The sequence below is a fragment of the Paenirhizobium cremeum genome, from assembly GCF_047553425.1.
Taxonomy (GTDB): Bacteria; Pseudomonadota; Alphaproteobacteria; order Rhizobiales; family Rhizobiaceae; genus Allorhizobium; species Allorhizobium cremeum.
On the sequence record NZ_CP180217.1, the window covers coordinates 2,344,489 to 2,368,439 of the forward strand.

Annotated in this window: 21 protein-coding genes; 10 read left to right on the forward strand and 11 right to left on the reverse strand. The window is 62.0% G+C overall.

Annotated elements, in window-relative coordinates:
- Window positions 1-44 precede the first annotated feature (44 nt).
- The 8 genes from ACLBKR_RS11575 to ACLBKR_RS11610 form a co-directional block, all read right to left on the reverse strand.
- Window positions 45-1,154 (reverse strand): DUF2333 family protein, encoded by a 1,110-nt coding sequence (locus tag ACLBKR_RS11575; protein ID WP_113339215.1) that lies wholly within the window; start codon window positions 1,152-1,154, stop codon window positions 45-47.
- The gene (locus ACLBKR_RS11580) at window positions 1,147-2,445 is read right to left on the reverse strand and encodes a DUF6638 family protein (RefSeq protein WP_113339298.1); all 1,299 of its coding nucleotides are present in this window, start codon (window positions 2,443-2,445) and stop codon (window positions 1,147-1,149) included. The genes ACLBKR_RS11575 and ACLBKR_RS11580 overlap by 8 nt, the downstream gene beginning before the upstream one ends.
- On the reverse strand, window positions 2,442-4,364 hold the full coding sequence (locus ACLBKR_RS11585) for an AAA family ATPase (protein WP_414899334.1): 1,923 nt from the start codon (window positions 4,362-4,364) through the stop codon (window positions 2,442-2,444). The genes ACLBKR_RS11580 and ACLBKR_RS11585 overlap by 4 nt, the downstream gene beginning before the upstream one ends.
- A gap of 4 nt (window positions 4,365-4,368) precedes the next feature.
- The gene (locus ACLBKR_RS11590; protein ID WP_113339217.1) at window positions 4,369-5,517 is read right to left on the reverse strand and encodes a hypothetical protein; all 1,149 of its coding nucleotides are present in this window, start codon (window positions 5,515-5,517) and stop codon (window positions 4,369-4,371) included.
- A gap of 108 nt (window positions 5,518-5,625) precedes the next feature.
- The gene (locus ACLBKR_RS11595; protein ID WP_112831071.1) at window positions 5,626-6,714 is read right to left on the reverse strand and encodes a hypothetical protein; all 1,089 of its coding nucleotides are present in this window, start codon (window positions 6,712-6,714) and stop codon (window positions 5,626-5,628) included.
- Window positions 6,715-6,969: 255 nt separating this feature from the next.
- Entirely contained in the window at window positions 6,970-7,422 is a 453-nt protein-coding gene (locus ACLBKR_RS11600; protein ID WP_113339219.1) for a pseudoazurin, read from the reverse strand.
- 146 nt (window positions 7,423-7,568) lie between these two features.
- Window positions 7,569-7,955, reverse strand: a complete 387-nt coding sequence (locus tag ACLBKR_RS11605) for a c-type cytochrome (protein ID WP_112831155.1) — start codon at window positions 7,953-7,955, stop codon at window positions 7,569-7,571.
- Between the two features lie 165 nt (window positions 7,956-8,120).
- Window positions 8,121-8,606, reverse strand: coding sequence for an HXXEE domain-containing protein (locus ACLBKR_RS11610; RefSeq protein ID WP_414899335.1), 486 nt, complete (start codon window positions 8,604-8,606; stop codon window positions 8,121-8,123).
- 211 nt (window positions 8,607-8,817) lie between these two features.
- Between ACLBKR_RS11610 and ACLBKR_RS11615 the strand changes: the two genes are divergently transcribed.
- From ACLBKR_RS11615 to ACLBKR_RS11635, 5 genes are all read left to right on the forward strand, one after another.
- Window positions 8,818-9,771, forward strand: coding sequence for a choline ABC transporter substrate-binding protein (locus ACLBKR_RS11615; RefSeq protein ID WP_113448869.1), 954 nt, complete (start codon window positions 8,818-8,820; stop codon window positions 9,769-9,771).
- Window positions 9,772-9,862: 91 nt separating this feature from the next.
- Window positions 9,863-10,723 carry a choline ABC transporter permease subunit gene (gene choW / locus ACLBKR_RS11620; RefSeq protein ID WP_112831157.1) on the forward strand — a complete coding sequence of 287 codons (861 nt, stop codon included), beginning with the start codon at window positions 9,863-9,865 and terminating at the stop codon, window positions 10,721-10,723.
- Entirely contained in the window at window positions 10,720-11,769 is a 1,050-nt protein-coding gene (gene choV, locus ACLBKR_RS11625) for a choline ABC transporter ATP-binding protein (RefSeq protein WP_112831075.1), read from the forward strand. Before choW ends, choV begins: the two co-directional genes overlap by 4 nt.
- Window positions 11,770-11,813: 44 nt before the next feature.
- Window positions 11,814-12,563, forward strand: a complete 750-nt coding sequence (locus tag ACLBKR_RS11630; RefSeq protein WP_113448868.1) for a HugZ family protein — start codon at window positions 11,814-11,816, stop codon at window positions 12,561-12,563.
- A 110-nt stretch (window positions 12,564-12,673) separates the two neighbouring features.
- Window positions 12,674-12,991: an ArsR/SmtB family transcription factor gene (locus ACLBKR_RS11635; protein ID WP_099058525.1), complete on the forward strand. Its 318-nt coding sequence runs from the start codon at window positions 12,674-12,676 to the stop codon at window positions 12,989-12,991.
- Between the two features lie 197 nt (window positions 12,992-13,188).
- On the opposite strand, the gene ACLBKR_RS11640 is transcribed toward ACLBKR_RS11635, so the two are convergent.
- Complete coding sequence (locus ACLBKR_RS11640; protein WP_113448867.1) at window positions 13,189-15,159, reverse strand: PhoX family protein; 1,971 nt, start codon at window positions 15,157-15,159, stop codon at window positions 13,189-13,191.
- Window positions 15,160-15,456: 297 nt separating this feature from the next.
- On the opposite strand from ACLBKR_RS11640, the gene ACLBKR_RS11645 reads away from it, so the two are divergent.
- The 3 genes from ACLBKR_RS11645 to ACLBKR_RS11655 all read left to right on the forward strand — a co-directional run bounded on the left by ACLBKR_RS11645 (window position 15,457) and on the right by ACLBKR_RS11655 (window position 18,840).
- The gene (locus tag ACLBKR_RS11645; protein ID WP_113448866.1) at window positions 15,457-16,785 is read left to right on the forward strand and encodes an aspartate aminotransferase family protein; all 1,329 of its coding nucleotides are present in this window, start codon (window positions 15,457-15,459) and stop codon (window positions 16,783-16,785) included.
- 297 nt (window positions 16,786-17,082) lie between these two features.
- Window positions 17,083-17,592, forward strand: a complete 510-nt coding sequence (locus tag ACLBKR_RS11650; protein WP_113448865.1) for a ClbS/DfsB family four-helix bundle protein — start codon at window positions 17,083-17,085, stop codon at window positions 17,590-17,592.
- 141 nt (window positions 17,593-17,733) lie between these two features.
- Entirely contained in the window at window positions 17,734-18,840 is a 1,107-nt protein-coding gene (locus ACLBKR_RS11655) for a branched-chain amino acid ABC transporter substrate-binding protein (protein WP_113448864.1), read from the forward strand.
- Between the two features lie 105 nt (window positions 18,841-18,945).
- Here ACLBKR_RS11655 and ACLBKR_RS11660 read toward each other — a convergent pair whose 3' ends face one another.
- Both ACLBKR_RS11660 and ACLBKR_RS11665 read right to left on the reverse strand, forming a co-directional pair.
- Window positions 18,946-20,112 (reverse strand): DUF3095 domain-containing protein, encoded by a 1,167-nt coding sequence (locus ACLBKR_RS11660; protein WP_113448863.1) that lies wholly within the window; start codon window positions 20,110-20,112, stop codon window positions 18,946-18,948.
- 186 nt (window positions 20,113-20,298) lie between these two features.
- Window positions 20,299-21,138, reverse strand: a complete 840-nt coding sequence (locus ACLBKR_RS11665; RefSeq protein WP_244709683.1) for an alpha/beta fold hydrolase — start codon at window positions 21,136-21,138, stop codon at window positions 20,299-20,301.
- Window positions 21,139-21,427: 289 nt separating this feature from the next.
- Here ACLBKR_RS11665 and ACLBKR_RS11670 point away from each other — a divergent pair, with 289 nt between their 5' ends.
- Together ACLBKR_RS11670 and ade are read left to right on the forward strand one after the other, a co-directional pair.
- Window positions 21,428-21,871, forward strand: a complete 444-nt coding sequence (locus tag ACLBKR_RS11670) for a MarR family transcriptional regulator (protein WP_113448862.1) — start codon at window positions 21,428-21,430, stop codon at window positions 21,869-21,871.
- A gap of 141 nt (window positions 21,872-22,012) precedes the next feature.
- The gene (gene ade, locus ACLBKR_RS11675) at window positions 22,013-23,707 is read left to right on the forward strand and encodes an adenine deaminase (RefSeq protein WP_113448861.1); all 1,695 of its coding nucleotides are present in this window, start codon (window positions 22,013-22,015) and stop codon (window positions 23,705-23,707) included.
- Window positions 23,708-23,951 lie beyond the last annotated feature (244 nt).

The window sequence follows — 23,951 nt, forward strand, 5'->3', positions numbered from 1 at the left end:
AAGGCCGCCCGGACCTCCTGCCCGGCCGGCCTTCCCGCGTAAACTCAGCGCTCGAGAACGGAGCGCAGTTCCACCATGTTCGAGCGAACGCGAAGGATATAGAAGCCCATCGTCGAGAGATGGTTGGGCATGATCCAGCCGTCTTCGGCACCATTCGAGATGATCGCGGGCTGGATTTTGAGCGCAGATTCGAGCTGCTTTTCCATCTCGGTCCAGATGGCCGTCAGGTTCCGTTCGCGGATCACGCCCATGAAGTCGGCCCGTGTCGCCTGCAGCAATGCATACTGGGCATAGAGCTGGCCATAGGCGAACCAGAAGCGGTCGTCGGCGCGCGTGTCGAACCAGCCGGCATGATACTCTTCCGAGCGGCGGCGCAGGATGTCCGAGGTATTGCCAAGATCGCTCGCCATCCGGTCGAGCACCTGGGTCAGGTTGTCGGCACGCGCATCGAAGACGGCCTTGCAGGTTTCCAGATCGGAATTGAACTTGCGCCAGCTCTCGACCGCCGACCGGTAATAGGCCGGCGTGGGCGTCTTGAAGCCGAAGGGATTGGTGCCGAAATACCAGGTCCCCTCGTCGAACTGGATATTGCCGCGCGCATCCTGCAGGTCGTTGTTGATGCCGGAGGTGCCACGCACGCGGCCGAGATTGTCGGCAAGCTCGATCGCCACGCGGCGCACGACCTGGTTGACGCCCCGCTGGAACGAGGCCTTGTTGTCGAAGAAGGGCGTGTGATCCCAGTCCATGCCGAACAGGCCGAGCTTGTAGAGCAGCGTCGACGAGATCCAGATATTCTGGTTGACGTTGAAGTCCGTGAGATCGGCGGCAATCGTCACGATCGCCGAGTTCTGGCAGGCATTGGGCTTGTCGGGCACCTGAAGGCCGGCGGCGACGCTTCGCTGGTTGAAGTCGTAGGCCTTCACCATGTCCGGATTGAAATTGTACCAGACCTGGGTGCGCCAGAAGAACTGCGCATAGAAGACGATAGCGATAACGATCGCCAGCAGGATCGGCCCCTTTATCAACCAGTTGCGGCGCTGATACCAGCCATGGGCGGCCATGAAGGGCCACAGCAGCCAGACGACCGCGAGCCCTATGCCGCGGCCGATGGCGGCGAAGACGCGCTGGAAAAACGCGATGACCGGATCAAGCATTGTCGTCGTCTCCTATGCCGTAGAGGCGTTTGCGGAAGGAAGCTTTGTCCTGCAGATAGGTTTGCGTCAGCCGCGATACAACGAATTCGCGAAACCCGTCGCTATATCCTTCATAGGCATCGTAAAAGCCCTGTTTGTCGAAGATGAAACGCGACACGAAGTCCGACGGCACCATTTGCGAGATCAGCCGGTTGGTCAACCATTGATCGGAATGGTCGGGCCGGGCGCGGATCAGCAGGAAGCGGCGCTCGGGCGCAACGTCGGCGATCTTGATGCTGCCGGTCACGGCGATCTGCCGCAGCATTTCCTGCAGGAACGGATAGACCCCGTCGCGCGCGACGAGTTCCGCATTGCGGTGCAGGAAGGTCTGCAGCCAGACCGCGTCGATGCGGGTAAAATCGAGCGTAGGATCGATCTGGTAGGCAAGCGCAAGAGCCGCCATCTCCGCGCGCTGGGCAAGCAGTCCGGACCCCTCCACCCAGCTTGCCCGAGGCAGTTCGATCCGGCCGGTTTTCGCGAGAAAGTCGAAGATCGTCGCGTGGTCCCTGATCGAGATGTAACTCACCTGCCACGGCCGGGAGCGGCGAAAACCGGGTGCGGCGGGATCGCAGATGACGGTGGTGATCTTGTCGTCGACGAAAACGTAGACGCCGCCGAAATGATTGGCCCAAAAGGCGTCATGCCGGAAGACCAGCTGATCCGGCACCAGCCTGTTCTGGCGGATATCCCCCGTCAGCTTCGCCAGCTCCACCATGCGGTTCAGCATCGCGTCATCGCGCCAGGCATCCGGATCGCTCTGCAGCCGGTCGGCGAGTTGCCTGAGTTCCCCCGCCTTGCCGAGCACGTCCTCGGCGGAGAGCACCTTGAACTGCACCTCGTTGATAGAGAGAAGATCTTCGAGACTCTCGACCGAGGAAACCGAATCCTCGATCTCGCCGTAGAGCGCATCCTTGATGGTGATCGCGTTGATCGCCCTGGCGTTCGCCCGGTAGAATTCGTGCATCAGGCCGGCGGTATTGGAAAAACTCGTATGAACGACCGGCAGGTTTTCCTGATCCGGCGTCATCACCACGAAACGCCGGTTCACCCTGTTGGGATCGAGATAGTCCCGGTCTCCAAGCTCCGCCGCGATCTGCGGGGAAAAACCGGTCATGTCGATATCGAATTCGGCAAGCGCCGTGGGCTTAAGTCCGAAGCCCGAAAGCGCCTTGTTGTAACGCTCGATCAGATGCGGCTCACGGATGGTCAGCAGCCTGCCATAGATGAGTTCGGCTTCGAGAAGACGGTTCACGGCTGCCACTTTCCTTCCCGCTTCATCGCCTCGATCTCGCTGACCGCCCTTTCACGCAAGCGTTCGCGCCTGACGATGTCGGCGACGGCTGCGTCGTCGGATTTGTCGGCGTAGCGGAATTCGCTGTCGGCATAACGGTTGATCTCCTGGAGGATCATCTCCATCGTCACCGGACCACGAAGGTCCGCGATCATCGCCTTCTTCTCGTCGTAGCTGCGATGCACGAAGGCTTCGGGCGCGGCGAACCACTCGTCCGGCAGTTCGATATCCATCACCCGCATCTTGATCGCATCCGTGATGTTCTTGATCGCGCGGCCGGTGAAGCGCGGTTCGGCAAGCTTGATCTCGTGGAGGTAGGCGCCGATATCGGCGAGCGTCTCGATCCTGCCATGGTTCTTTTCGAACCGCTGCCAGACCGCCACCAGTCCGTCCTCCTCCGGACGGTTATGCTTGTCATAGGATACCGACACCGCCCGCTTGATTTCCTGATTGGCGAAAAGCTGGTGCCCGCCGAGCGGGATCGAATGGTTCTTGCCGATCAAAAGCGCGAAGATGTCGATATAATCGGCCTCGCTCTGCGGCCCGTCGATCAGCCAGCGCGCGCCGGCCCGCTGGCGGAGCGCATCGTCGACATGCTCCGGATAGTTGGAGAACATGCCGAAGCAGCAATTGCCGCGCACCACGGTCGAGGCACCGGCAAAGCTCTCCATCAGCACCGCCGTCACCTCTTGCTGGCCGGCCGACGCTCGGTCGTCGGAACGCTTCGCCGCCACCTGATCGACGTCGTCGATGGTGCCGAAGCCGATCACGCGCGGATTGGTGACGTTGTCGATGAAGGCCTTGCAGTTCTGGCCGGACTTGCCCTGATAGGAGGAAATCTGGTCGACGCCGAAATTCTCGTAATGGAAGGCATAGCCCGCCACCTGGCAGTAATCGTTCAGAAGCCCCGCCAGCATCTGGATCAGGATGGTCTTGCCGGTGCCCGGCATGCCGTCGCCGATAAAGGTGAAGAGAAAGCCCCCAAGCTCGACGAACGGGTTCATCTGCCGGTCGAAGTCGTAGGCCATCATCATCTTGGCAAGCTTCATCGCCTGGAACTTGGCGATGTGATTGCCGACGATTTCCTCCGGCTTCTTGAAGGTCATGGAGAGCGGCTTGCGCCGGGCGCCGGGCGCGACATCGAAGCCATCCAGCGTGAAATCGTCCTGATCGATCCGGATATGGGTGTTCTCGAAGACCGAAAGGCCTGTGAACCGCGCCTTCCGCCCGATCAGCCCGTCGATGGCCGCGCGCGCGAAACCTCTGGCTCGGCTGATGAGCGTCGCCTCATCCGCCGACCCGGTAATTGCGGCATCGAGTCCGGTGACCATGCTTTTCAGCGCGTCCTGCGGCGTATCGAACAAAAAGTCCGGCTCCTGCGCGTCGTTGACCGGCTCGCCCTCGCCCTGCAATGTCGACAGAAGATAGGCGGCAAGCGAAAACGCCGCGATATAGGCGGATGCGGAAAGAAGCGCCTTGAACCGGCCGGCATCCTCGCCCTGCAGGGGAGCGGAAAGATTGCGTGCCTGCAACTGCTCGAGATCGGTCTGGCGGGCAAACACATCGGCAATCGCCAGTGCCACCTGAATGCCGCGGCGAACGCGATAAAGCACCGCATGCTGCTGCGGCGTCATCAGCGGATCGCCGCCACCGCCGACCGCCTGCACGGTTTTCGACAGCTCGACCTCCCGCGTGCGGCGGACCGATCCCGTCGAAACCGTCGACACGAAGCGCCTGCCGGTACCGGCAAGCGGCGTGCCGCCCGACCCCTCTCCCGCATCGATCACCACGGCGCGGGTCACAAGCCCCTGCGCCACCGCCAGATGCTTGCGGATCTCGTCCTCGCGAATGGTCGTCAACCCGGCATTCAGCCCGTTCATGATGCTAGACCTCGCTGACCACGTTATTGCCGGAAATGACATGGACCTTGTAGTTGCCGAAGATGGCATTGGCCTCGCCCGAGGCATAGAGCGCCTGATAGGCGTCATGCGGCACCAGCGCATGCTTTTCGTAGGTCGAAACGCCCATGCGCGCCGCCTCAAGATCGCCGGTCTCGATATGGAATTCCTGTGTGGCCGGCGTCGAGGAGAAGAAACCGCGCTGTGCCGGGCGCTCCGCCTTGGAGAAAATTTCCTGCATCGTCCATGTCAGAAGCCAGGCGTTTTCCGGCTTGCGCACCCGTGACAGGATCTCGTTGATCCGGGCGTTGTTCTCCGTGATCCCGGCCGAATAGAAGGGGCCGAGCACGATGCGCCGAAGAAGCTTCGGATGCAGCGTCGGGAAATCCTTGTCCATGTTTGTGGCGATCGTCGCCGGCGTCAGCGAATAGGCGCCGTTCTTGCCGGCGAAATCGTCGAACTGCGCGGCAAGTTCCGGGTTCAGCAGGCCGCCGACCGGCAGCGGAATATCGACATCGGGGTTGAGCTTGCCGTCCTCTCCCACCAAGAGCTTCGCGACATTGGCGGAACTGTCCTCTATGCCGGCGATATAGATCATCGGCAGCGTGTTCGTGCCGTCGAACACCGCCCAGCTCACGACATAATAGGGCCGGCGGCTGGTTTCGTTGACTGTTACGCGCACGGTCTCCGGCAGGACATAGGGCGAGAAGATCGCGCCCCGGCCGATCTGCTCCAGATAAAGCCGCTCCGCCATCCGCGATTGCAGCGCCTCGGGAAAGGCCTTCTGCCGCAGGATGAAATCGACCATCTCCGCCCTGAGCGCCCCAGCCTCGGGGATTTCGGAAAGCCGCTTCTCGGCATTGGTCCGGTCGTTTTCCAGTTCGAGCACATTCTGGAAAACGGGAAAGCCGCTCTCTGCCCGCGAAATGCGGAACTGCTCGGTAAAGCCGATACGGTTCTCCCAGCAGGCGAAGGAATTCCTGAGCCGCTCGACATAGGGCAGGAGCAGCGCCCCGGCCGCCCCGCTTCCCGGCAGCACGATGTCGGGATTGCGCAGGTAGATCTCAAGCCCGCCGAGCGCGGCCCGGATCGACTGGAAATACTGGGCGACAGGGCCGTCCTGAGCGTTCAGCATGGCACCCGCCCTGTCATTTTTTCCAATTCAAGGACAAAGGGGGGTATTTCCGACACGCTTGCGTCTCCCATGCGCCAGACATCCAAACTCGGCGTTCTGCCCGGCCGGTCAGGACTTCACATAGTTCGCCGCATTGTGTTTTTCGAGCACCGCCTGGAAACGGCGGGCGAAAGCTTCGTCGGCGAGTTTCTTGCGGCGCTGGATGTCCTGGGTGGAGAGCATGTTCTTCTCGTGCAGTTCGAGAAGATCGCCGATATGGCGCTGGGCGGCGGAGCCGATGCCGGCCATGGTCTCTTCCGCGGCGGTGTCGACCTGGCTGCCGAGCGTGTTGATCTTGTGGGCGACGTCCTGCTGGGCGGCAGTCTTCAGCGAATCTTCGAGCGCCTTGTAGAGCACGATGCGCTGTTCGGTGTCGATCGTCAGCTTGTTGATGAGCGTGTTCTGCGCGGCGATCTGGTTGTTGAGCGAATCGACGAAAGTCTGGAACATCGAGGTATAGCGTTCGAGCGTCTGGCTTTCCGCCAGCAGTTCCTGCTCCTTGGCCTGCATCTGGTTGTATTCGGTCGCAAGCCTGGAGCGCTCGCCTTCCAGCTCGGTGCGGGCCGATTGGTCCGTCGAGGCAGCGATCTTGTTCTCGATGTCGAGCAGCATCGGGTTCAGTTCCTCGATGCGCTTCTGCGTTGCCTCAAGGCTGGCGATCGTGCCCTTGCGGCGCTCGATCACCTGGATCAGGCTCGCTTCCGAGCTTTTGTAGCGCTGATCGAGTACGCCGCGCTGATCCTTCAGGATGCCGACGATGCTGTCGGACTTCGAGAGCAACTCCTGCAGGTTGCCGGCCAACGACATGTTGCGCACCCGCTCCGTTCGCATGCGCTGCGCACTCTGCTTGGAGAAGATGCCGATGAACTTCTCGTAACCGGTATAGCTCTTCATGCTCTCGAATTCCGAGCCGAAGACATTGGTTGCGTCCTCGAGCCCGATAATCAGATCGGCAATGTTGGCCTCCATCACCTTCTGCTGGTTGATGACGTCCTGGATACGCGCGTTCTCGATATCGAAATTGACGTCGCCGAGCTTCGTCTCGGCCTTGGCGAACTGGTCGAGCACAACGCCCGACTGCTCCAGCTTGCTTTTCATCTCGTTGACGATGCTGCGGGTCTTCTCGATTTCACTGTCGAAGGACTGTAGCGAGGCCATGCTGGATCATCTCCCGAAACAAGTATTGTGAGCGGAAAGACCGCCGCTTTCTAGAGCAATTCCAGCAAAAGTGGGAACCGGTTTTGCGTCCGGAATTGCGTAAAAACAAAGATATAGAGCATTGCTGGCGACTCCGTTTTCGCCGGAAACGCTCTATCTGACGAACTTATCTTATTTATTCCGTTTGAAAACCCGGTAACAGCAAAAGCCGGGCAGCATCCGCCCGGCTTTCCCAGTAAAAACAACGGCGAGCGATCAGAGGCCGAGTGCTGCGATCTCGGCGTCAAGCCGCTCGCGCGCCTTCTTCGGCAGCTTTCCGGCCTTGATGGCGTCGAGATTGGCCGGAGCGCCCTCGCCGACGACGACCAGCGCCACCATGCCCATGCCGACATGCGGCGTGCACTTCACGACGTAAGCGCCTTCCTTGTCGACGGTGACCTTGAGAGCCTCGTTCATCTTGCCCTTCGCCAGTTCGACGCCTTCCGGAACCATGTCCTTCATGTAGGCCGCGTCATGTCCCTTGTCGGTGGGCACGAAGGTGATGGTGTCGCCGACGGCAGCCTTCACCGTGGCCGGCTCGAACACCATGGCCTCGCCATTGCTGCCCTTGTTCAGCATCTTCACTTCAATGTCGGCGCAAAAGGCCGGAACGGCAAAGAAACCGGCAACAGCGGCGGCGCCGACGAAACGAATGACCTTGTTCTGCATTTATGACTCCTGAGCGAAAACCGCACCTCGCGGATTATCCGGGTTGGGTCTTACCCGAGCAGAACATGGCCATCCTTGACCAGAATCAAATGCGGCAAGCCGACGCATCCGGCCCGGCGAAAAACCGGATGCGCCTTTTGTCAATTTCAGTTCCCGACGGCGGCCGGGTTCTTGAGATAGGCAATGATGTTGGCGATATCCTCCGGCTTCTTCAGTCCGGCGAAGGCCATCTTCGTGCCCGGCACCAGATCCTTCGGCTTCGGCAGGTAGGCGGCGAGTTCTTCCTCGCTCCACACCTTGCCCTGCCCGAAGGTGGTCATGGCCGGAGAATATTTATAGTCGGCAACGCTCGCCACCGGACGGCCGATGATACCCATCAGCGTCGGGCCGACCTTGTTCTTCGCCTCGGTCGCCGTGTGGCAGGCCATGCATTGCTTGAAGACCTTGGCGCCAGCGACCGGATCGCCGTCGGCAAACGCGATGCCCGCCGGCATGGCCATGACTGCGGCAAGAACAAGACATTGAAGCTTCATCGGGTTTTCCTCGTTGTTCATAGGGGATGGCGCCCTCGACATCCTCCGGCGCCTCGGCGAGGAACCTTATAAAACTTTAATGCGGACGACGACAGGGCGACTTGACGCGGATCAACCGGCATCGGCCTCCCTTTCTCTTTGCTATGGAGAAAGAACCGGGAGAAGTCAGCCTCTTGCTTCCTCGCTTGACTGCCGGAAATAAGGCAGGTCCTTGAGCTTCAGCAGCACCACGGGATAGGCCATCAGCAGACCGCCGCCGACAAAAGCGAGAACGATGGTCGCCGGTCCGGCCGTGCCGCTCCGGATCGCCTCCACCATCACGGCAAGGCCGAGCGGCAGGAACATGGTCACCGCGGTGAAGAGACCGGGCGAAAAGCGGCCGCCTGTACGGAGGAACGGCAGGATGTGAAAGAAGACGGCATTGACGAGCATCAGGGCCGCATAGGTGAGTGCGGCAAACGGGAATGTCTCGGCCAGCATCGCAGCCGCGATGCCGAGCGCGACCACCACGGAATTAGTGACGAAGAAGTCGCTCCATTCCACCGGCAGGCCGATCACCGCCCGCGCCCAGTTGCGCCAGTCCAGCGTATATTCCTCAAGGACATGGGCCGCATAGGCGGCCATGGCCAGCCAGGCCAGTATCGCAAGCATTATTGAAATCTCCCAAATAAAAAGGTCAGGCGACCGCCGGATGCGCGGGACGGCTGCCGGGGCCATGGCCCCCGCTTCGCAGCGCAAAAATCGCTTCCAAAATTGCCACGTCGCAAATCGGGACCACGATCCGCCGCAAACGCGCCATCACGCTTGCAATTATGCGGTATTGAATGTTGACTTGGGAACATTAAAAAAAGGGAGCATCATAATGTATAATTCGTCCTTTCGGCGGCTCGCCCTCGCCTCCGCCGCATCGCTTTTTGCGCTTACCTCCGCAGCCTTTGCGGCGGACGCCGAAAGCTGTAAGGCCGTAAGGTTTTCCGACGTCGGCTGGACCGACATCACGGCAACCACCGCTACCGCCTCCGTGGTCCTGAAGGCGCTCGGCTATGAGCCCGCCACCACGGTCCTTTCCGTCCCGGTCACCTACCAGTCCCTGAAGAACAAGGACATCGACGTCTTCCTCGGCAACTGGATGCCGACCCAGGAAAACGACGTTCGCCCCTTCCTCGACGACAAGTCGGTCGAATCATACGGGCCGAACCTCGAGGGCGCCAAGTACACGCTTGCCACCAACGCCAAGGGCGCTGAACTCGGCATCAAGGACTTCAAGGACATCGCCGCCCACAAGGACGAGCTGGAAGGCAAGATCTACGGCATCGAGCCGGGCAATGACGGCAACCGCCTGATCCTCGACATGATCGAGAAGGACACCTTCGGTCTCAAGGGCTTCGAGGTTGTCGAATCCTCCGAACAGGGCATGCTGGCGCAGGTCGCCCGCGCAGAGAAGGACGGTACCCCGGTCATCTTCCTCGGCTGGGAACCGCACCCGATGAACGCCAACTACAAGATGAGCTACCTGACCGGCGGCGACGACATCTTCGGGCCCAACTTCGGCGGCGCCACCGTCTTCACCAACATTCGCGCCGGCTACACGACGGAATGCCCGAACGTCGGCAAGTTCATCACCAACCTGAAGTTCTCGCTTCCCATGGAAAATGAGATCATGGGCAAGATCCTGAACGACGGCAAGGATCCGGAAGTCGCTGCGACCGAATGGCTGAAGGCCAACGGCTCGGCCGTCGAGCCCTGGCTTGCAGGCGTCACCACCTTCGATGGCGGAGATGCTGCCGCAGCCGTCAAGAGCGCCCTCGGCCTCTGATATCCGAACGCACCGCGACGGCGTATGATGATCGCCGCGGTGCGTTTGACAGTCGATTTTCCCGAAACTTGAGACGGATGGCAACGACGTGATTTCGTTACCTGATTGGCTTGCGGATTCCAGCGGCAAACTGAATATCGGCCCTTGGGCCAAGACCGGCGTGGACTGGCTGACGAACAATGGCGAGTGGTTCTTCGACCTGCTCTCCTATTCGCTCGACCGGATCATCAAGGCCCTCCTCTTCGTGCTACAGGCCCCGCCGCCGATCGCCGTGATCGTTGCGATCGCCGCCCTCGCCTACTGGCTGCGCCGGTCGATCGCCATCGCCCTTTTTACCTTCGTCGGCCTGCTGCTCATCATGAACCAGGGCTATTTCAAGGAAACCATGGAGACGCTGGCGCTGGTTCTGGCCGCGACAGCCGTCAGCATGCTGCTTGGCATACCGCTCGGCATCGCCGCCGCCCGCCGCGCATGGGTCTATGCCGGCATGCGCCCGGTGCTCGACCTGATGCAGACCATCCCGACCTTCGTTTACCTGATTCCGGCGCTGATCCTCTTCGGTCTCGGCATGGTTCCGGGCCTGATCGCCACCGTCATCTTCGCCATTCCCGCTCCGATCCGGCTGACGCGCCTTGGCATCATCTCGACGCCGCCGGCGCTCGTCGAGGCCGCGATCGCCTTTGGCGCCACCCCGACGCAGGTGCTGCGCAAGGTCGAACTGCCCTTCGCCATGCCGCAGATCATGGCCGGCCTCACCCAGACCATCATGCTGTCGCTGTCCATGGTGGTGATCGCCGCCCTCGTCGGGGCAAGCGGCCTCGGCGTGCCGGTCGTTCGCGCCCTCAACACCGTGAACATCGCCAAGGGCTTCGAAGCCGGGCTCTGTATCGTCATCCTCGCGATCATCCTTGATCGCATGTTCCGCAGTTCCGAGACGGGAGACGACGCATGACCGACGCCGTCATTTTTGGAAATGTCGATATCGTCTTCGGCGACAACCCCGAAAAGGCGCTGGCGCTCGTCGACCAGGGCAAGACCCGCGACGAGATCGGCGCCGAGACCGGCCTTGTGCTCGGCGTTGCCGGTGCCTCGCTTGCGGTCAAGGAAGGCGAAATCCTCGTGCTGATGGGCCTGTCCGGCTCCGGCAAGTCGACCCTCCTGCGCGCGGTCAACGGCCTTGCGCCGGTCGTGCGCGGCAATGTCAGCGTCAGGACGCCCCACGGCAATGTCGATCCTTATCGGGCAAGCCCGAAGGCCCTGCGCGACCTGCGCATGCACACGGTTTCCATGGTGTTCCAGCAGTTCGGGCTCCTGCCCTGGCGCACGGTTGCGGAAAACGTCGGTTTCGGCCTCGAGCTTGCGGGCGTTCCGGACGCCGAACGCGCCAGGACGGTCGCCGAGCAGCTCGAACTCGTCAACCTCACCAAATGGGCCAACCGCAAGGTCAACGAGCTCTCGGGCGGCATGCAGCAGCGCGTGGGCCTTGCCCGCGCCTTTGCCACCGGCGCCCCTATCCTTTTGATGGACGAACCGTTCTCGGCGCTCGACCCGCTGATTCGCACGCGCCTGCAGGACGAGCTTCTGGAATTCCAGTCCCGCCTCAAGAAGACGATCCTCTTCGTCAGCCACGATCTGGACGAGGCCTTCCGTATCGGAAACCGCATCGCCATCATGGAAGGCGGACGGATCATCCAATGCGGCACGCCGCAGGAAATCGTCCAGAATCCGGCCGATCAGTATGTTGCGGATTTCGTGCAGAACATGAACCCGATCAACATGTTGACCGCGCGCGACGTCATGGCGTCGGGCCTCGATGCTCCGTCGGGCCAGGGCACTGTTGCCGGCACAGCCAAGCCGGAAACGCCGCTGGTCGAAATCCTCGATGCGCTCTCCCGCCACCCGGGGACGATCGGCGTTGTTGACAACGGAGCCGTCATCGGCACCATCTCGTCCCAGGATGTCGTCAACGGCCTGACGAGGCATCGCCGCAAGGCATGACCGGAAGGCCATGAAATGCGCCCGCATTTCGGGAATGAAGGTACATGTCGGACAAACCATCGGTCATTCGCGAAACGGATGACGAAGCGCGAGGGCTCGCGCGCCGGCTCCTGCGGTCGGCGCGCTATGCGGCACTCTCCGTGATCGATCCGGAAAGCGGATTTCCCTCCGTCAGCCGGGTCCTGCTCGGAACGGACACCGATGGCAGCGCAGTCATCCTTGTGTCCGGCCTTTCCGCCCATACCAGGGCCCTGCTCGCCGACAACAGGGTCTCGCTTCTCGCCGGCGAACCGGGCAAGGGCGATCCGCTTGCCTATCCGCGCGTAACGGTGCAATGCCTCGCGCAGACGGTCGAGCGGGAGAGCGCCGAACATCTCAAGCTGCGCGCCCGTTTCATCGCCCGCCATCCCAAGGCGAAGCTCTATATCGACTTTCCCGATTTCCGCTTTTTCCGCCTCGTGCCGCAGGCGGCAAGTCTCAACGGCGGCTTCGGAAAGGCCTACATTCTGTCCGCCGAGGACTTCGTGATTCCCTCCTTTCCCGATGGCACATCGTGGGAAAACGAAAGCGGGACACTACAAGAATTAATGGTGAGGTTTCCGGATGCCGCCGCTCGGATCGCCACAACGCGATGCGGGCAGAAGCCCGGAAAATGGTTGTTTTGCGGCATAGACAGGGCTGGAATCGACCTTATTTGCGGCGATTTTCTGGCCAGACATGAATTCGAGCACCTGCTTGCTTCACCAGCGGATTTGAATTCAGCTATATCTAAAACAGCAAACCCGATACCTTAAATTTAGGCATATACAATTAGCAGCTTGTTGTTAGAGTTTGACCATAGCTAATTTGAAGGATTGCAAACGGTCGCCCCCTCCCAGGGCTCCGACAAAGGAAAGTTGAAGTCATGAAAACAAAAGCTTTGTCTGAACAGTCGATTGCCGCAGCCGGTCTCCTTTCCGCGATGGCCAACCCGAAGCGGCTGATGATCCTCTGCTCCCTCGTCGAGGGAGAAGTGCCGGTCGGCGTCCTCGCGACTCAGGTCGGCCTGAGCCAGTCGGCCCTGTCGCAGCATCTTTCCAAGCTTCGTGCCCAGAAGCTCGTGAAGACGCGCCGTGATGCGCAGACCATTTATTATTCCAGCACCTCCGAGTCGGTTATCAAGATCCTCGAAACGCTGGAAGACATTTATTGCCAGACCAGCGCTAGCAAGACTGCCGCCTAATGACAGCGCTGCCATGCCGGCAGCGATAATGCTTGGGCCATGCGATGACCGCTCGGCCGGGAACATGCGGCGATTGACATCACCAAACCGGATCATTCTTGACCGGCGGATCTGAAATCCGCCGGTTTTGTTTTTCGATGCCACGCCGTCCCGGCCCCGCCACAGGATTTAGGGAGCCCGGTTCGGGCCGCGGCAGGTCAGCTGCCGAGCACCTGCTGGTCGTCGCGGCTGAGCACGATCAGGGCGGGGCGCGCCGGCAGGCCGTCCTTGAAGTCCGGCCAGCCGGTGCCGGCATCGGCGATGGAGGTCGCATCCTCATCATCCCCGAAACGCAATTCGCCGGGATGCTGGATGGAAACGAACACCGCCTTGCCATCCGGCGTGAACGTCGGCGAACAGCATTCGGAGCCGACCGGGGCCACGTAGAACAGTTTCGGCAGCGCCCTGCCCTCGCCCTCGGTGTCCATCACGAAAAGTGCATCGGCAATGCCGGCCGGCGGCGGACCGTCGGTGGCAACCCAGAGACGCCCTGCCGGATCGACCGACAGGTTGTCCGGATCGGTGAACCAGCCGTTTTCGGAGGTCGCCGGATGGAACATCGCCCCTTCCTCGGCCACGGCCGGATTGCCGCAAAGCACGAACACATCCCAGCGGAAGCTTTCCGCGGCGAAGTCCGGCTTCTCGGCGCCCCCGGGCGGCACGAGTTCCAGAAGATGACCGTGCGGATTCGGGCCGCGCGGGTTGGCCGGGTTGACCTGCTCGCGTTCCTCGCCCTCGCCGGCGGCAAGGCGATCCTCGTTCTCCGTCATGGCGACGTAGAGCTTGCCCGTCTTCGGATGCACGACGAAACCTTCCGGCGCGTCCATCGGCGTCGCCCCCAGAAGGTCGGCGGCACCTCGGGTGTTGAGCACGACGTCGGCCTGGCTCCTGAACCCGGCCTCGACCGTCAGCGGCCCCTCGCCGGCGACGAGCGGCAGCCACTGCATGGTCCCGTCGCTCGAGAATTTGGCGACAGAGAGCGTGCCGTTGTCGAGCATGTCCCGATTGGCGGCGCGGTCGTTCGGGTTCCAGGGATCGCGGCTGACGAAGCGATAGAGATATTCGAAGTCGTCGTCGTCGCCCATGAACACCACGACGCGGCCATCGGGAGCCACCGCGCACTGCGCGCCCTCATGGGTGAAGCGGCCGAGCGCCGTGCGCTTCACCGGCTTTGCCGTCGGATCGAGCGGATCGATCTCGACCACCCAGTCGAAGCGCATCCATTCGTTCGGCTCTTCCTCGAACTTGAAGCGCGGTTCGATCCGGCCGACGCCGTAGATATCGTTGTCTTCCTCGTCCCAGCCCTGGCGCTCCACCAGCTCCCGGTTCGCAAGCGTGGTGTAGTCCCCGGCAAACACGTCCATCGAGCCTTCCTCACCGGAAAGCATGGTGCCCCAGGGCGTGATGCCGCCGTTACAGTTCGAGATGGTGCCGAACACCGTCCTGCCGGCCGGATCGGCCTTGGTCTTCAGACGGTCGTCGCCGGCGGCGGGACCGGAGATCGCCATCTCCGTGCCCATATGGATGCGACGGTTGAGCTTGCCGTCCAGCACCACCTCCCACCTGTCGCCGGCCTTGCGCACCTCGAAGATCGAAAGACCGACCGACGCCATGATCGCGCGGATCTGGTCATCCGTCAGCTTCTCGCGATAGTCCTCATCCGTCAGGCCGAGGAACATCAGGAAAGGCGTGGCATATTCATGGCTGACGATCATCAGTCCGTGATCGGAACTGTCCGAGCCGAAGGGCAGCGGCATATAATAGGTGAAGTCGTTGTTGTAGCCGAACTGGCGCTCGGCCGCCTTGCCGTCGAGCTTGGCCACGTCGAAGGCCGGGCTGTCGGAAAACAGGGCATCGCCCCAGCGCGCCAGGATCTGGCGGCCATAGCCTTCCGGCCAGTGATCCTCGCGGTCGCGCACGCGCTTGAGTTCGTTGAACCTGAGCGTGGAAACCTCCGTTGCCTCGGCTTTGCCGCCGATGAACGGCATGGCGACGGAACTGCCGGCAACCGCCAGCAAGCCCTTCAAGACGCTGCGGCGCTCGATGCCGGCAGCCAGCACCTCTCCATAGGTTTGGGCAAATGCGCGGCGCGGATTGGGCCGCGCCCTGGTTTTCTGGCGGTCGGACATGTCTGCTCCCGAAGTAGGACTGGATGGATCGATGGATGAATGAGATGCAATGAACGCTGCTCCGGCTGCGCCCTGCGCGCGCAAGCTTATGCAAGCCGCAAGAAGCCTTGATGACGGAAAAACGGGGCAGGAAACCGGCTCCGCCGCCCGCCGGAAACCGCATCCTCCGGGATAACCGGCGATCACGGTTGACGACCTTCGACGCCCTGCTAACCTGCGCCGGCTTTCGGTTTTCCGGTATCGTCACGACCGGGCGGGAAATGGCCACCCGCAACGCAATGGCCATGGAGAAGATGAATGTCCAACCGCCTGAATACCACGCCCAACGATCTGCGCGCCTTCTGGATGCCGTTCACGGCAAACCGCCAGTTCAAGAAGGAGCCGCGCCTCTTCGTCGGCGCCAAGGATATGTATTACACCACCCATGACGGCCGCCAGGTGCTCGACGGCACGGCCGGCCTCTGGTGCGTCAATGCCGGTCACTGCCGTCCGAAGATCACCGAGGCGATCCGCGAGCAGGCCGGCGAACTCGACTATGCGCCGGCCTTCCAGCTCGGCCATCCCAAGGCCTTCGAACTGGCCAACCGGCTGGTCGACATCGCGCCCGACGGCATGAGCCATGTCTTCTACACCAACTCCGGCTCGGAATCGGTCGATACCGCCCTCAAGATCGCGCTCGCCTACCAGCGCGTGAAGGGCGAAGGCACCCGTTTCCGCCTGATCGGCCGCGAGCGCGGCTATCACGGCATCAACTTCGGCGGCATGTCCGTCGGCGGCATCGTCGGCAACCGCAAGATGTTCGGCACGCTTTTGACCGGCGTCGACCACCTGCCGCACACCCATCAGCCGGCGAAGAACGCCTTCACCAAGGGGCAGCCGGAACACGGCGTGGAGCTCGCCGACGAGCTCGAACGCATCGTCGCGCTGCACGACGCCTCGACGATTGCCGCCGTCATCGTCGAGCCGGTCGCAGGCTCGACCGGCGTGCTCATCCCGCCGAAGGGCTATCTCCAGCGCCTGCGCGAGATCTGCACCAAACACGGCATCCTCTTGATCTTCGACGAAGTCATCACCGGTTTCGGCCGCCTCGGCGCGCCCTTCGCCGCCCAGTATTTCGACGTGAAGCCGGACATCATCACCACCGCCAAGGGCCTGACCAACGGCGTCATCCCGATGGGGGCCGTCTTCGTCACCTCCGAGATCCACGACGCCTTCATGACGGGTCCGGAACACCTGATCGAGTTCGCCCACGGCTACACCTATTCCGGCAACCCGATCGCTTCCGCCGCCGGCCTCGGCACGCTCGACACCTACAAGGAGGAAGGCTTGCTCACCCGCGCCAGCGAGCTTGCCCCCTACTGGGAAGAGCAGCTCCATTCTCTGCGCGACTGCCCGAATGTCATCGATATCAGAAATATCGGCCTGATCGGCGCGATCGAGCTTCAGCCGATTGCCGGCGAACCGACCAAACGCGCCTTCAACGCATTCCTGCAGGCCTATAACGACGGCCTGCTGATCCGCACCACCGGCGACATCATCGCACTCTCGCCGCCGCTCATCATCACCAGGGACCAGATCGACGAGCTCTTCGCCAAGCTCCGCAAGGTACTGATGAACAACATCTGATCCCCGCAGATCCGACATACGAAAAGGCGGCCCGCAGGGCCGCCTGAGACTGCTGACAAAGTCTCGTACAGATCGCCGACGCTCCCGTCTCCGTCATGCCGGACCTGTTCCGGCATCCAGCGGCGCGATGTCCATCGCGCAAGAGACTCTTTTGCGATCAAAGACTTGATCGCGCTGGTTTCCGGCTCGAGGCCGGAATGACGGCAGTGGAGGAAGCAAGATCAGAGCACGAGATCAGCTCAGAAAGGGTTTGTCAGCAGTCTGAGGCCGATGGTCACGGAACAAGAAGGAAAGAAAATGGCGGTCCCGGCCAGCAAAGACGACCTCCTTCAGGCAATCGAGCGGGAATACGACAAGCTCAGGCGCGAACTCGGCCAGATACCGTTCGCCCGCTGGCGGGAGCGAACGATGGAAGGCCATGCGGCGGGCACGTCGATGAGCGTTCACGATCTCCTCGCCTATCTTCTCGGCTGGAACGAACTCGTTCTCAAATGGCATGCGCTGAAAGCTGCCGGCGAGCCGGTGGATTTCCCCAAAACGGGCTACAAATGGAACGAACTCGGCCGCCTCGCGCAGAAATTCTACCGGGATTACGAAAGCCTTGACGACGGGGAACTGCTCGAAAGGCTCGATGCGGCAAAGTCGCGTATCGTCGAGATGATCGGACAAAGCGACGACGCGGCACTCTACGGCAGGCCCTGGTATGAAAAGTGGACGCAGGGGCGGATGATCCAGTTCAACACCTCATCGCCCTATGCCAATGCTTGCGGTCGTCTGCGCAAATGGCGCAGGAACAATCCCGCGTGACGGATGCGGCGTAATGCGTACCGCCAACAGCAAGCCCGCTCTTTTTCCATCGTCGCCTTTCCGATAGGCTCGGACAAAACAAGAAAAGCCCCAGGGGAGTCTCGAAGGGTTCACCCTTCGTAACAATCAAGGAGAACCGACATGAAAATCAGTCTGCTGGCGGGTACCGCCATTTCCGCATTCCTCGCCGTGGCGCCGCTTGCCCACGCCGAAATCGTCATCGGCCTGATCGCGCCGCTGACCGGACCGGTCGCCGCCTATGGCGAGCAGGTTAAGAACGGCGCCCAGGTGGCAGTCGACGAAATCAACAAGAAGGGCGGCATTCTCGGCGAAACGGTCGTTCTCAAGCTTGCCGACGATGCCGGCGAGCCCAAGCAGGGCGTTTCCGCCGCAAACCAGCTCGTCGGTGAAGGCGTGCGCTTCGTCGTCGGTCCGGTCACCTCGGGCGTCGCCATTCCGGCCTCCGACGTCCTGGCCGAAAACGGCGTGCTGATGGTCACCCCGACCGCAACTGCCCCGGACCTGACCAATCGCGGCCTGACCAATGTCCTGCGCACCTGCGGCCGTGACGATCAGCAGGCCGAAGTGGCGGCGAAATACGTTCTCGCCAACTTCAAGGACAAGAAGGTCGCCATCATCAACGACAAGGGCCAGTACGGCAAAGGCCTCGCTGACGCCTTCAAGGCGACGCTGAACGCCGGCGGCGTGACGGAAGTCTTCAACGACGCGCTGACAGCCGGCGACAAGGACTTCAGCGCGCTCACCACCCGCCTCAAGGCCGAAAACGTCGATGTCGTCTATTTCGGCGGTTATCATCCGGAAGGCGGCCTCTTGGCCCGCCAGCTTGCCGACCTCGGCGTCAAGGCGCTGATTATCGGCGGCGATGGCCTGTCGAACAGCGAATACGCCTCCATCGGCGGCGATTCGGCCAACGGCACCGTCTTCACCAACGCCTCCGACGCGCTGAAGAACCCGGATTCCAAGGCCGCTGCCGACGCGCTCGCCGCGCAGAACATCCCGGCTGAAGCCTTCACGCTCAATGCCTATGCCGCAGTCGAAGTGCTGAAGGCCGGCATCGAAAAGGCCGGCAGCGCCGAGGATGCGGAAGCTGTCACCAAGGCCCTGAAATCCGGCGAGGCGATCCCGACCACCATCGGCAAGGTCACCTACGGCGAAACCGGCGACCTCACCTCGCAGGCATTCTCGCTGTTCAAGTGGGATGCCGGCAAGATCGTCGCCGCCGAATAGGCCTCGATCGCACCAACCGCACAAGGAAACGGCCGGCAGCGGCCGTTTCTCTTTCAAGGGGAAGGCTCGGGCACGCCATGCCCCAATGCCGGCTTGAACCGCCGGTCAGGCCTTGCCCATCTGCGCCTTGAGGTAGCTTGCCGCGGTCGCATAGCCACCCATGGCGCCGTCGACGAAATGCATGTGGTTTCGCCGCACAGCCGATGGAACGATGCAGGTCATCAGAGCGGCATCCTGTTCGTGCAGGCCGAAATGACAGACGCCTGCGGCGCTCGCCTCCTCCAGCCTCTTGCGGATCTCGGCCAGCCTGCCGGGCGCAATATCGACCGTCATCTTCAGTCCGTCCTCGAACTTGCGGAAATCGGTGTTGCGGGCAACGCCCCGCCGATACTCGTTGGCGCTGAAGCGTCCAAGCGACCAGTCGAGCTTCGACAGGATCTTGACCAGCATGATCTGGGTCACGATCCCGGCCATGTTCCTCAATCTGGCCCAGCCGAAGCCATAAGGCGAGAGCGCCTTGCTTTCGAGAACGATCGCCTCGTCCGAAACCCTGACCTCCGGGCCTGCAACCGGCACAGGATGGCCGCCGCGTCCATCGGCATTGGAAAGCTCCGCGAGCGTGTGGACCAGACGCCCAAACGCCTCCATGTCGCCTGCCGGCCGGGGCACGGCGATGATCGAGACGATCCGCCCATGGGTGGCGGCGATCGGGTTCCAGCGGCAGGAGAGCCCCGTGAGGTCCGGCCGTGAGCCGGCGGGCGCGGATGCGATGCCGTAATCGCCGGCCTTCATCCGCGCCTCCGCCCAGCTGCTGCCGCCGCCGGAGAACATGGCGTAGGAAATGTCCTGGCTGGCGTTGAACCGCGCCACCCGCACGTCGAGACCATGACGCCTGATATCCTCGACCGGCACGATGGCGGCCCGCATGGCAAGGTCCATGTCGTCCCGCACCCAGCTCAATACGCGGGCCAGCGTCTCCCGTGCGACCTCGACCGAAGACGGCGGAACCGCGACGACAGCGCCGTCGCCACCGAAGACAAAGGGCAGGTCGTGCTTCTCAAGCGCGTTGAGAAGGGCGGAAATCACGCCGGCGCCGGCCATGTTGACCGCCTTGTAGCGACCCGCGTCGATTGCGCCGGTGGAATTGATGACATCGGCCACGGCCAGCACCCAGCCATCCGGCAAAGGTTCGTATCTCAGAGTGTCCGCGACATCCCCGAAATCATGCAGAACCGGCAGGCGTTGAAGGAATTCGTCATCTGCGTTGGCCATGGGATAAATATCGTCTCCTCCCGGCAAAAATCCAGTGCCTACCGCGCCCATAAATATCCCGCGCCGCAGCGTCATCGCACCGGGAAACGGCCATCGGCTTCTTTCGAAAAAGGACGGCCCGGAGGTGGGATTACCCCTCGCCTCCAGGCCACCCGATATCGACGGATCACTGTCCGCCATCTGCCCTTACGCCTTGAAGAAGGCCAGCAGATCCGCGTTGATGATGTCGGCATGGGTCGTCGCCATGCCATGCGGCAGGCCTTCATAGACCTTCAGCGTCCCATTCTTCAAAAGCTTGGCGGCAAGCAGTGCCGAGTCGGCAATCGGCACGATCTGGTCGTCGTCGCCATGCATGACCAGCACGGGAACCTCGATCGCCTTCAGGTCGTCGGTGAAGTCCGTTTCCGAGAAGGCCTTGATGCAATCGTAATGGGCCTTTGCGCCGCCCATCATGCCCTGCCTCCACCAGTTGTCGATGGAGCCCTGGGAAACCTTGGCGCCCGGCCGGTTGAAGCCATAGAACGGACCTTCCGGAATGTCGCGGAAGAACTGTGCCCGGTTGGCGACCAGCGCCGCGCGGAAGCCGTCGAAGACTTCGATCGGCAGGCCGCCCGGGTTCTTGTCCGACTTGACCATGACGGGGGGAACCGCGCCGATCAGGACGGCCTTGGCGACGCGGCCGTTGCCGCCGTGACGGGCGACATAGCGGGTCACTTCGCCGCCGCCGGTCGAGTGGCCGACATGGATAGCGTTCTTCAGGTCGAGATGGGCAGCGAGTTCAGCGACATCGGCGGCGTAGGTGTCCATCTCATTGCCGGTGTCCGTCTGGCTGGAGCGGCCATGGCCGCGACGGTCATGGGCGATGACCCGGTAGCCCTGCTGCAGGAAGAACAGCATCTGGGCATCCCAGTCGTCGGACGAAAGCGGCCAGCCGTGATGGAAAACGACCGGTTGCGCGTCCTTGGAACCCCAGTCCTTGTAGAAGATCTGCGTGCCGTCCTTGGTGGTGATGGTGCTGCTGCTCATGATGTTCGTCTCCTTCTGGTTGGATTGCGTAGCTGCGGATGCATTGGCTAGGTCGAGGAAAGGCGGGATCGCCGTCGAGGCGGCAAGACCCATCCCCGCGATCAGAACACGCCTGCGTGTCGTTTTGTTAATCTGGTCTGTCATCTGCCGTCTCCTTTTAAGTCTGCGATATTTATTATCGCGATATCGATATGCATAAACAGAATTGAAATGCTTGTCTAGAGAAAAAATTATCGCGATATCATTTTTCGTGGTAAAAGAAAGAAACAGCCAATTTCTGGAGTTCCCCATGACCAGCCAAACATCGCCCGTCCCGTTGGACAATCAGCTCTGCTTTTCGCTCTATATGGCCAATATCGCCATCAACCGCACCTACAAGCCGATGCTCGACGCCATGGGCATCACCTACCCGCAATATCTCGTGCTGAACGCACTTGCGGAAAACGATGGCCTGACGGTCGGCGCGATCGCGGACCGCCTGGCGCTCGAATCCAGCACTGTCACGCCGCCCGTCAAGCGTATGGAACAGGCAGGACTGGTCGAGCGCCGGCGCAGCACCGCCGACGAGCGGCAGGTTCACGTCTGGCTCACCGAAGCCGGCCGCGCGCTGGTCGACGAAAGCCGGTGCCTCGGCGAAACGCTGACAGCGCGCTCCGGCATGACGCCTGAGCAGCTTCAGGTCTTCAACCGGCAGGTCCTGACCTTTCTCGGCGCGCTCACGGCAAAGGACTGAGCGAGGGCCGGAGATTTGCCGAAGGATCGGGATTGCCTCGCCTTGCGCTTTCCCTTTCGGCCCTCAGTTGGGTAGACTGGTCGCTAAGAGAGTCCCGCCGGCGGCAACCGGCCGGCCTCACGGCAATCGGAAGGAACCCGCATGACCGCACTTGAACGCCGCATCGACCAGGGCGTGGGCCGCGAGCCAGCCGATATCGTGCTGAAGGGGGGCCGCTTCTTCGATCTCGTCACCGGCGATCTCGTCGCCTCCGATATCGCCATCTGCGGAGACAGGGTCGTCGGCACCTGCGGCAGCTATTCCGGCCGCGAGGAAATCGACATTACCGGCAGGATCGTGGTGCCGGGCTTCATCGACACCCACCTCCATATCGAAAGCTCTCTCGTCACGCCGCATGAGTTTGACCGCTGCGTCCTTCCCTACGGCGTCACCACGGTCATCTGCGACCCGCACGAGATCGCCAATGTACTGGGCACCGAGGGCATCCAGTATTTCCTCGATTCCTCCGAACAGGCGATCATGGACATCCGCGTCCAGCTCTCCTCCTGCGTGCCGGCCACCCATCTGGAAACGGCCGGCGCAGACCTGCCCATCGAACGGCTCCTGCCCTTCCGCAACCACCCCAAGGTGATCGGCCTCGCCGAGTTCATGAACTTCCCCGGCGTGATCCACAAGGACCCCGTCTGCATGGCCAAGCTCGAGGCGTTCCAGGGAGAACATATCGACGGCCACTCGCCGCTCCTCTCCGGCAACGACCTGAACGGCTATCTCTCGGCCGGCATCCGTACCGACCACGAATGCACCAACGTGCCTGAGGCCATGGAGAAGATCCGCAAGGGCATGCACATCCTCGTGCGCGAGGGCTCCGTGTCGAAAGACCTGCACGCGCTGATGCCGATCATCACCGAACGCCTCTCGCCCTTCCTTGCGCTCTGCACCGACGACCGCAACCCGCTCGATATCGCCGAGGAAGGCCATCTCGACTACATGATCCGCACGGCTATCGCGCATGGCGTTGAACCGCTCGCCGTCTACCGCGCCGCCTCCATCTCGGCGGCCCGCGCCTTCGGCCTCAGGGACCGCGGCCTCGTCGCCCCCGGCTGGCGGGCGGACCTCGTCGTCATCGACAGCCTTGCAAACTGCAAGGCCGATATCGTTTTCGCCGCCGGTCGCCGCGTGACCCCGGAACTCTTCGCGACCCGCAAGCCGGTCGCGCCCGTCGGCCTCGACAGCGTCAAGGCGCGGATCGTCAAGGCCGCCGATTTCGGCGTTCCCGTCACCGAAGGCGAAACGCCTGTGATGGGCGTGCTTCCGGGCAAGATCATCACCGAACACCGCCGCTACCGCCTGCCCACCGCCGGCAACCAGACCAGCGTCGATCTCGACCGCGACATCATCAAGGTCGCCGTGATCGAGCGCCACGGCAAGAATGGCAACCATGCCAATGGCTTCGTCCAGGGTTTCGGCCTGAAGAAGGGTGCGATAGCCTCGACCGTCGGCCATGACAGCCACAACATCTGTGTCGTCGGCGTCTCCGAGGATGACATGGCGCTCGCCGCCAATCGCCTCGGCGAGATCAAGGGCGGCTTCGTCGTGGTCGAAGACGGTAAGGTCACCGGAGAGATCCCGCTCCCCGTCGCCGGCCTCATGAGCCTTGAACCCTACGAGGCCGTTCGCGACACGCTGCATCACCTGAGAAAGTCCGCCTATGCCCTTGGAACGACTCTGCAAGAGCCCTTCCTCCAGGTCGCCTTCCTGCCGCTCCCGGTCATCCCGCACCTGAAGATTTCCGACAAGGGCATGGTCGACGTGGATCAGTTCCGGCTGATCGGATGAGCAAACTTCTTCGATCTCCTGGTCACGGCGGATCAATCGGAAACACCGGCTGGTCTATCGCCCTGTGGAATGCGACGGCGTTCAGGTGCTCGTCATCGCCCAGTCTCGCGATCACCATCGAGAAAGGCGGAAAGGCCTCTTCCCGTCATCGTCCATCCATGTTTGCAAAAGCCTCACTCAGTGACGAACCGCGGCCGCATCGTCATGGCCCGTTCCGAAACGGATGAACCGGTCTCCAAAGCCC

Excerpts from the sequence above, each read along its gene's own strand:
- ACLBKR_RS11630 (WP_113448868.1), top strand. The coding sequence starts at position 11,814 with ATGTCGGACAAACCATCGGTCATTCGCGAAACGGATGACGAAGCGCGA.
- ACLBKR_RS11640 (WP_113448867.1), bottom strand. The coding sequence starts at position 15,159 with ATGTCCGACCGCCAGAAAACCAGGGCGCGGCCCAATCCGCGCCGCGCA.
- ACLBKR_RS11655 (WP_113448864.1), top strand. The coding sequence starts at position 17,734 with ATGAAAATCAGTCTGCTGGCGGGTACCGCCATTTCCGCATTCCTCGCC.
- ade (WP_113448861.1), top strand. The coding sequence starts at position 22,013 with ATGACCGCACTTGAACGCCGCATCGACCAGGGCGTGGGCCGCGAGCCA.
- ACLBKR_RS11605 (WP_112831155.1), bottom strand. The coding sequence starts at position 7,955 with ATGAAGCTTCAATGTCTTGTTCTTGCCGCAGTCATGGCCATGCCGGCG.
- ACLBKR_RS11650 (WP_113448865.1), top strand. The coding sequence starts at position 17,083 with ATGGCGGTCCCGGCCAGCAAAGACGACCTCCTTCAGGCAATCGAGCGG.
- ACLBKR_RS11645 (WP_113448866.1), top strand. The coding sequence starts at position 15,457 with ATGTCCAACCGCCTGAATACCACGCCCAACGATCTGCGCGCCTTCTGG.
- ACLBKR_RS11585 (WP_414899334.1), bottom strand. The coding sequence starts at position 4,364 with ATGAACGGGCTGAATGCCGGGTTGACGACCATTCGCGAGGACGAGATC.
- ACLBKR_RS11595 (WP_112831071.1), bottom strand. The coding sequence starts at position 6,714 with ATGGCCTCGCTACAGTCCTTCGACAGTGAAATCGAGAAGACCCGCAGC.
- ACLBKR_RS11575 (WP_113339215.1), bottom strand. The coding sequence starts at position 1,154 with ATGCTTGATCCGGTCATCGCGTTTTTCCAGCGCGTCTTCGCCGCCATC.
- ACLBKR_RS11590 (WP_113339217.1), bottom strand. The coding sequence starts at position 5,517 with ATGCTGAACGCTCAGGACGGCCCTGTCGCCCAGTATTTCCAGTCGATC.
- choV (WP_112831075.1), top strand. The coding sequence starts at position 10,720 with ATGACCGACGCCGTCATTTTTGGAAATGTCGATATCGTCTTCGGCGAC.
- ACLBKR_RS11660 (WP_113448863.1), bottom strand. The coding sequence starts at position 20,112 with ATGGCCAACGCAGATGACGAATTCCTTCAACGCCTGCCGGTTCTGCAT.
- ACLBKR_RS11600 (WP_113339219.1), bottom strand. The coding sequence starts at position 7,422 with ATGCAGAACAAGGTCATTCGTTTCGTCGGCGCCGCCGCTGTTGCCGGT.
- ACLBKR_RS11610 (WP_414899335.1), bottom strand. The coding sequence starts at position 8,606 with ATGCTTGCGATACTGGCCTGGCTGGCCATGGCCGCCTATGCGGCCCAT.
- ACLBKR_RS11665 (WP_244709683.1), bottom strand. The coding sequence starts at position 21,138 with ATGAGCAGCAGCACCATCACCACCAAGGACGGCACGCAGATCTTCTAC.
- ACLBKR_RS11670 (WP_113448862.1), top strand. The coding sequence starts at position 21,428 with ATGACCAGCCAAACATCGCCCGTCCCGTTGGACAATCAGCTCTGCTTT.
- ACLBKR_RS11635 (WP_099058525.1), top strand. The coding sequence starts at position 12,674 with ATGAAAACAAAAGCTTTGTCTGAACAGTCGATTGCCGCAGCCGGTCTC.
- ACLBKR_RS11615 (WP_113448869.1), top strand. The coding sequence starts at position 8,818 with ATGTATAATTCGTCCTTTCGGCGGCTCGCCCTCGCCTCCGCCGCATCG.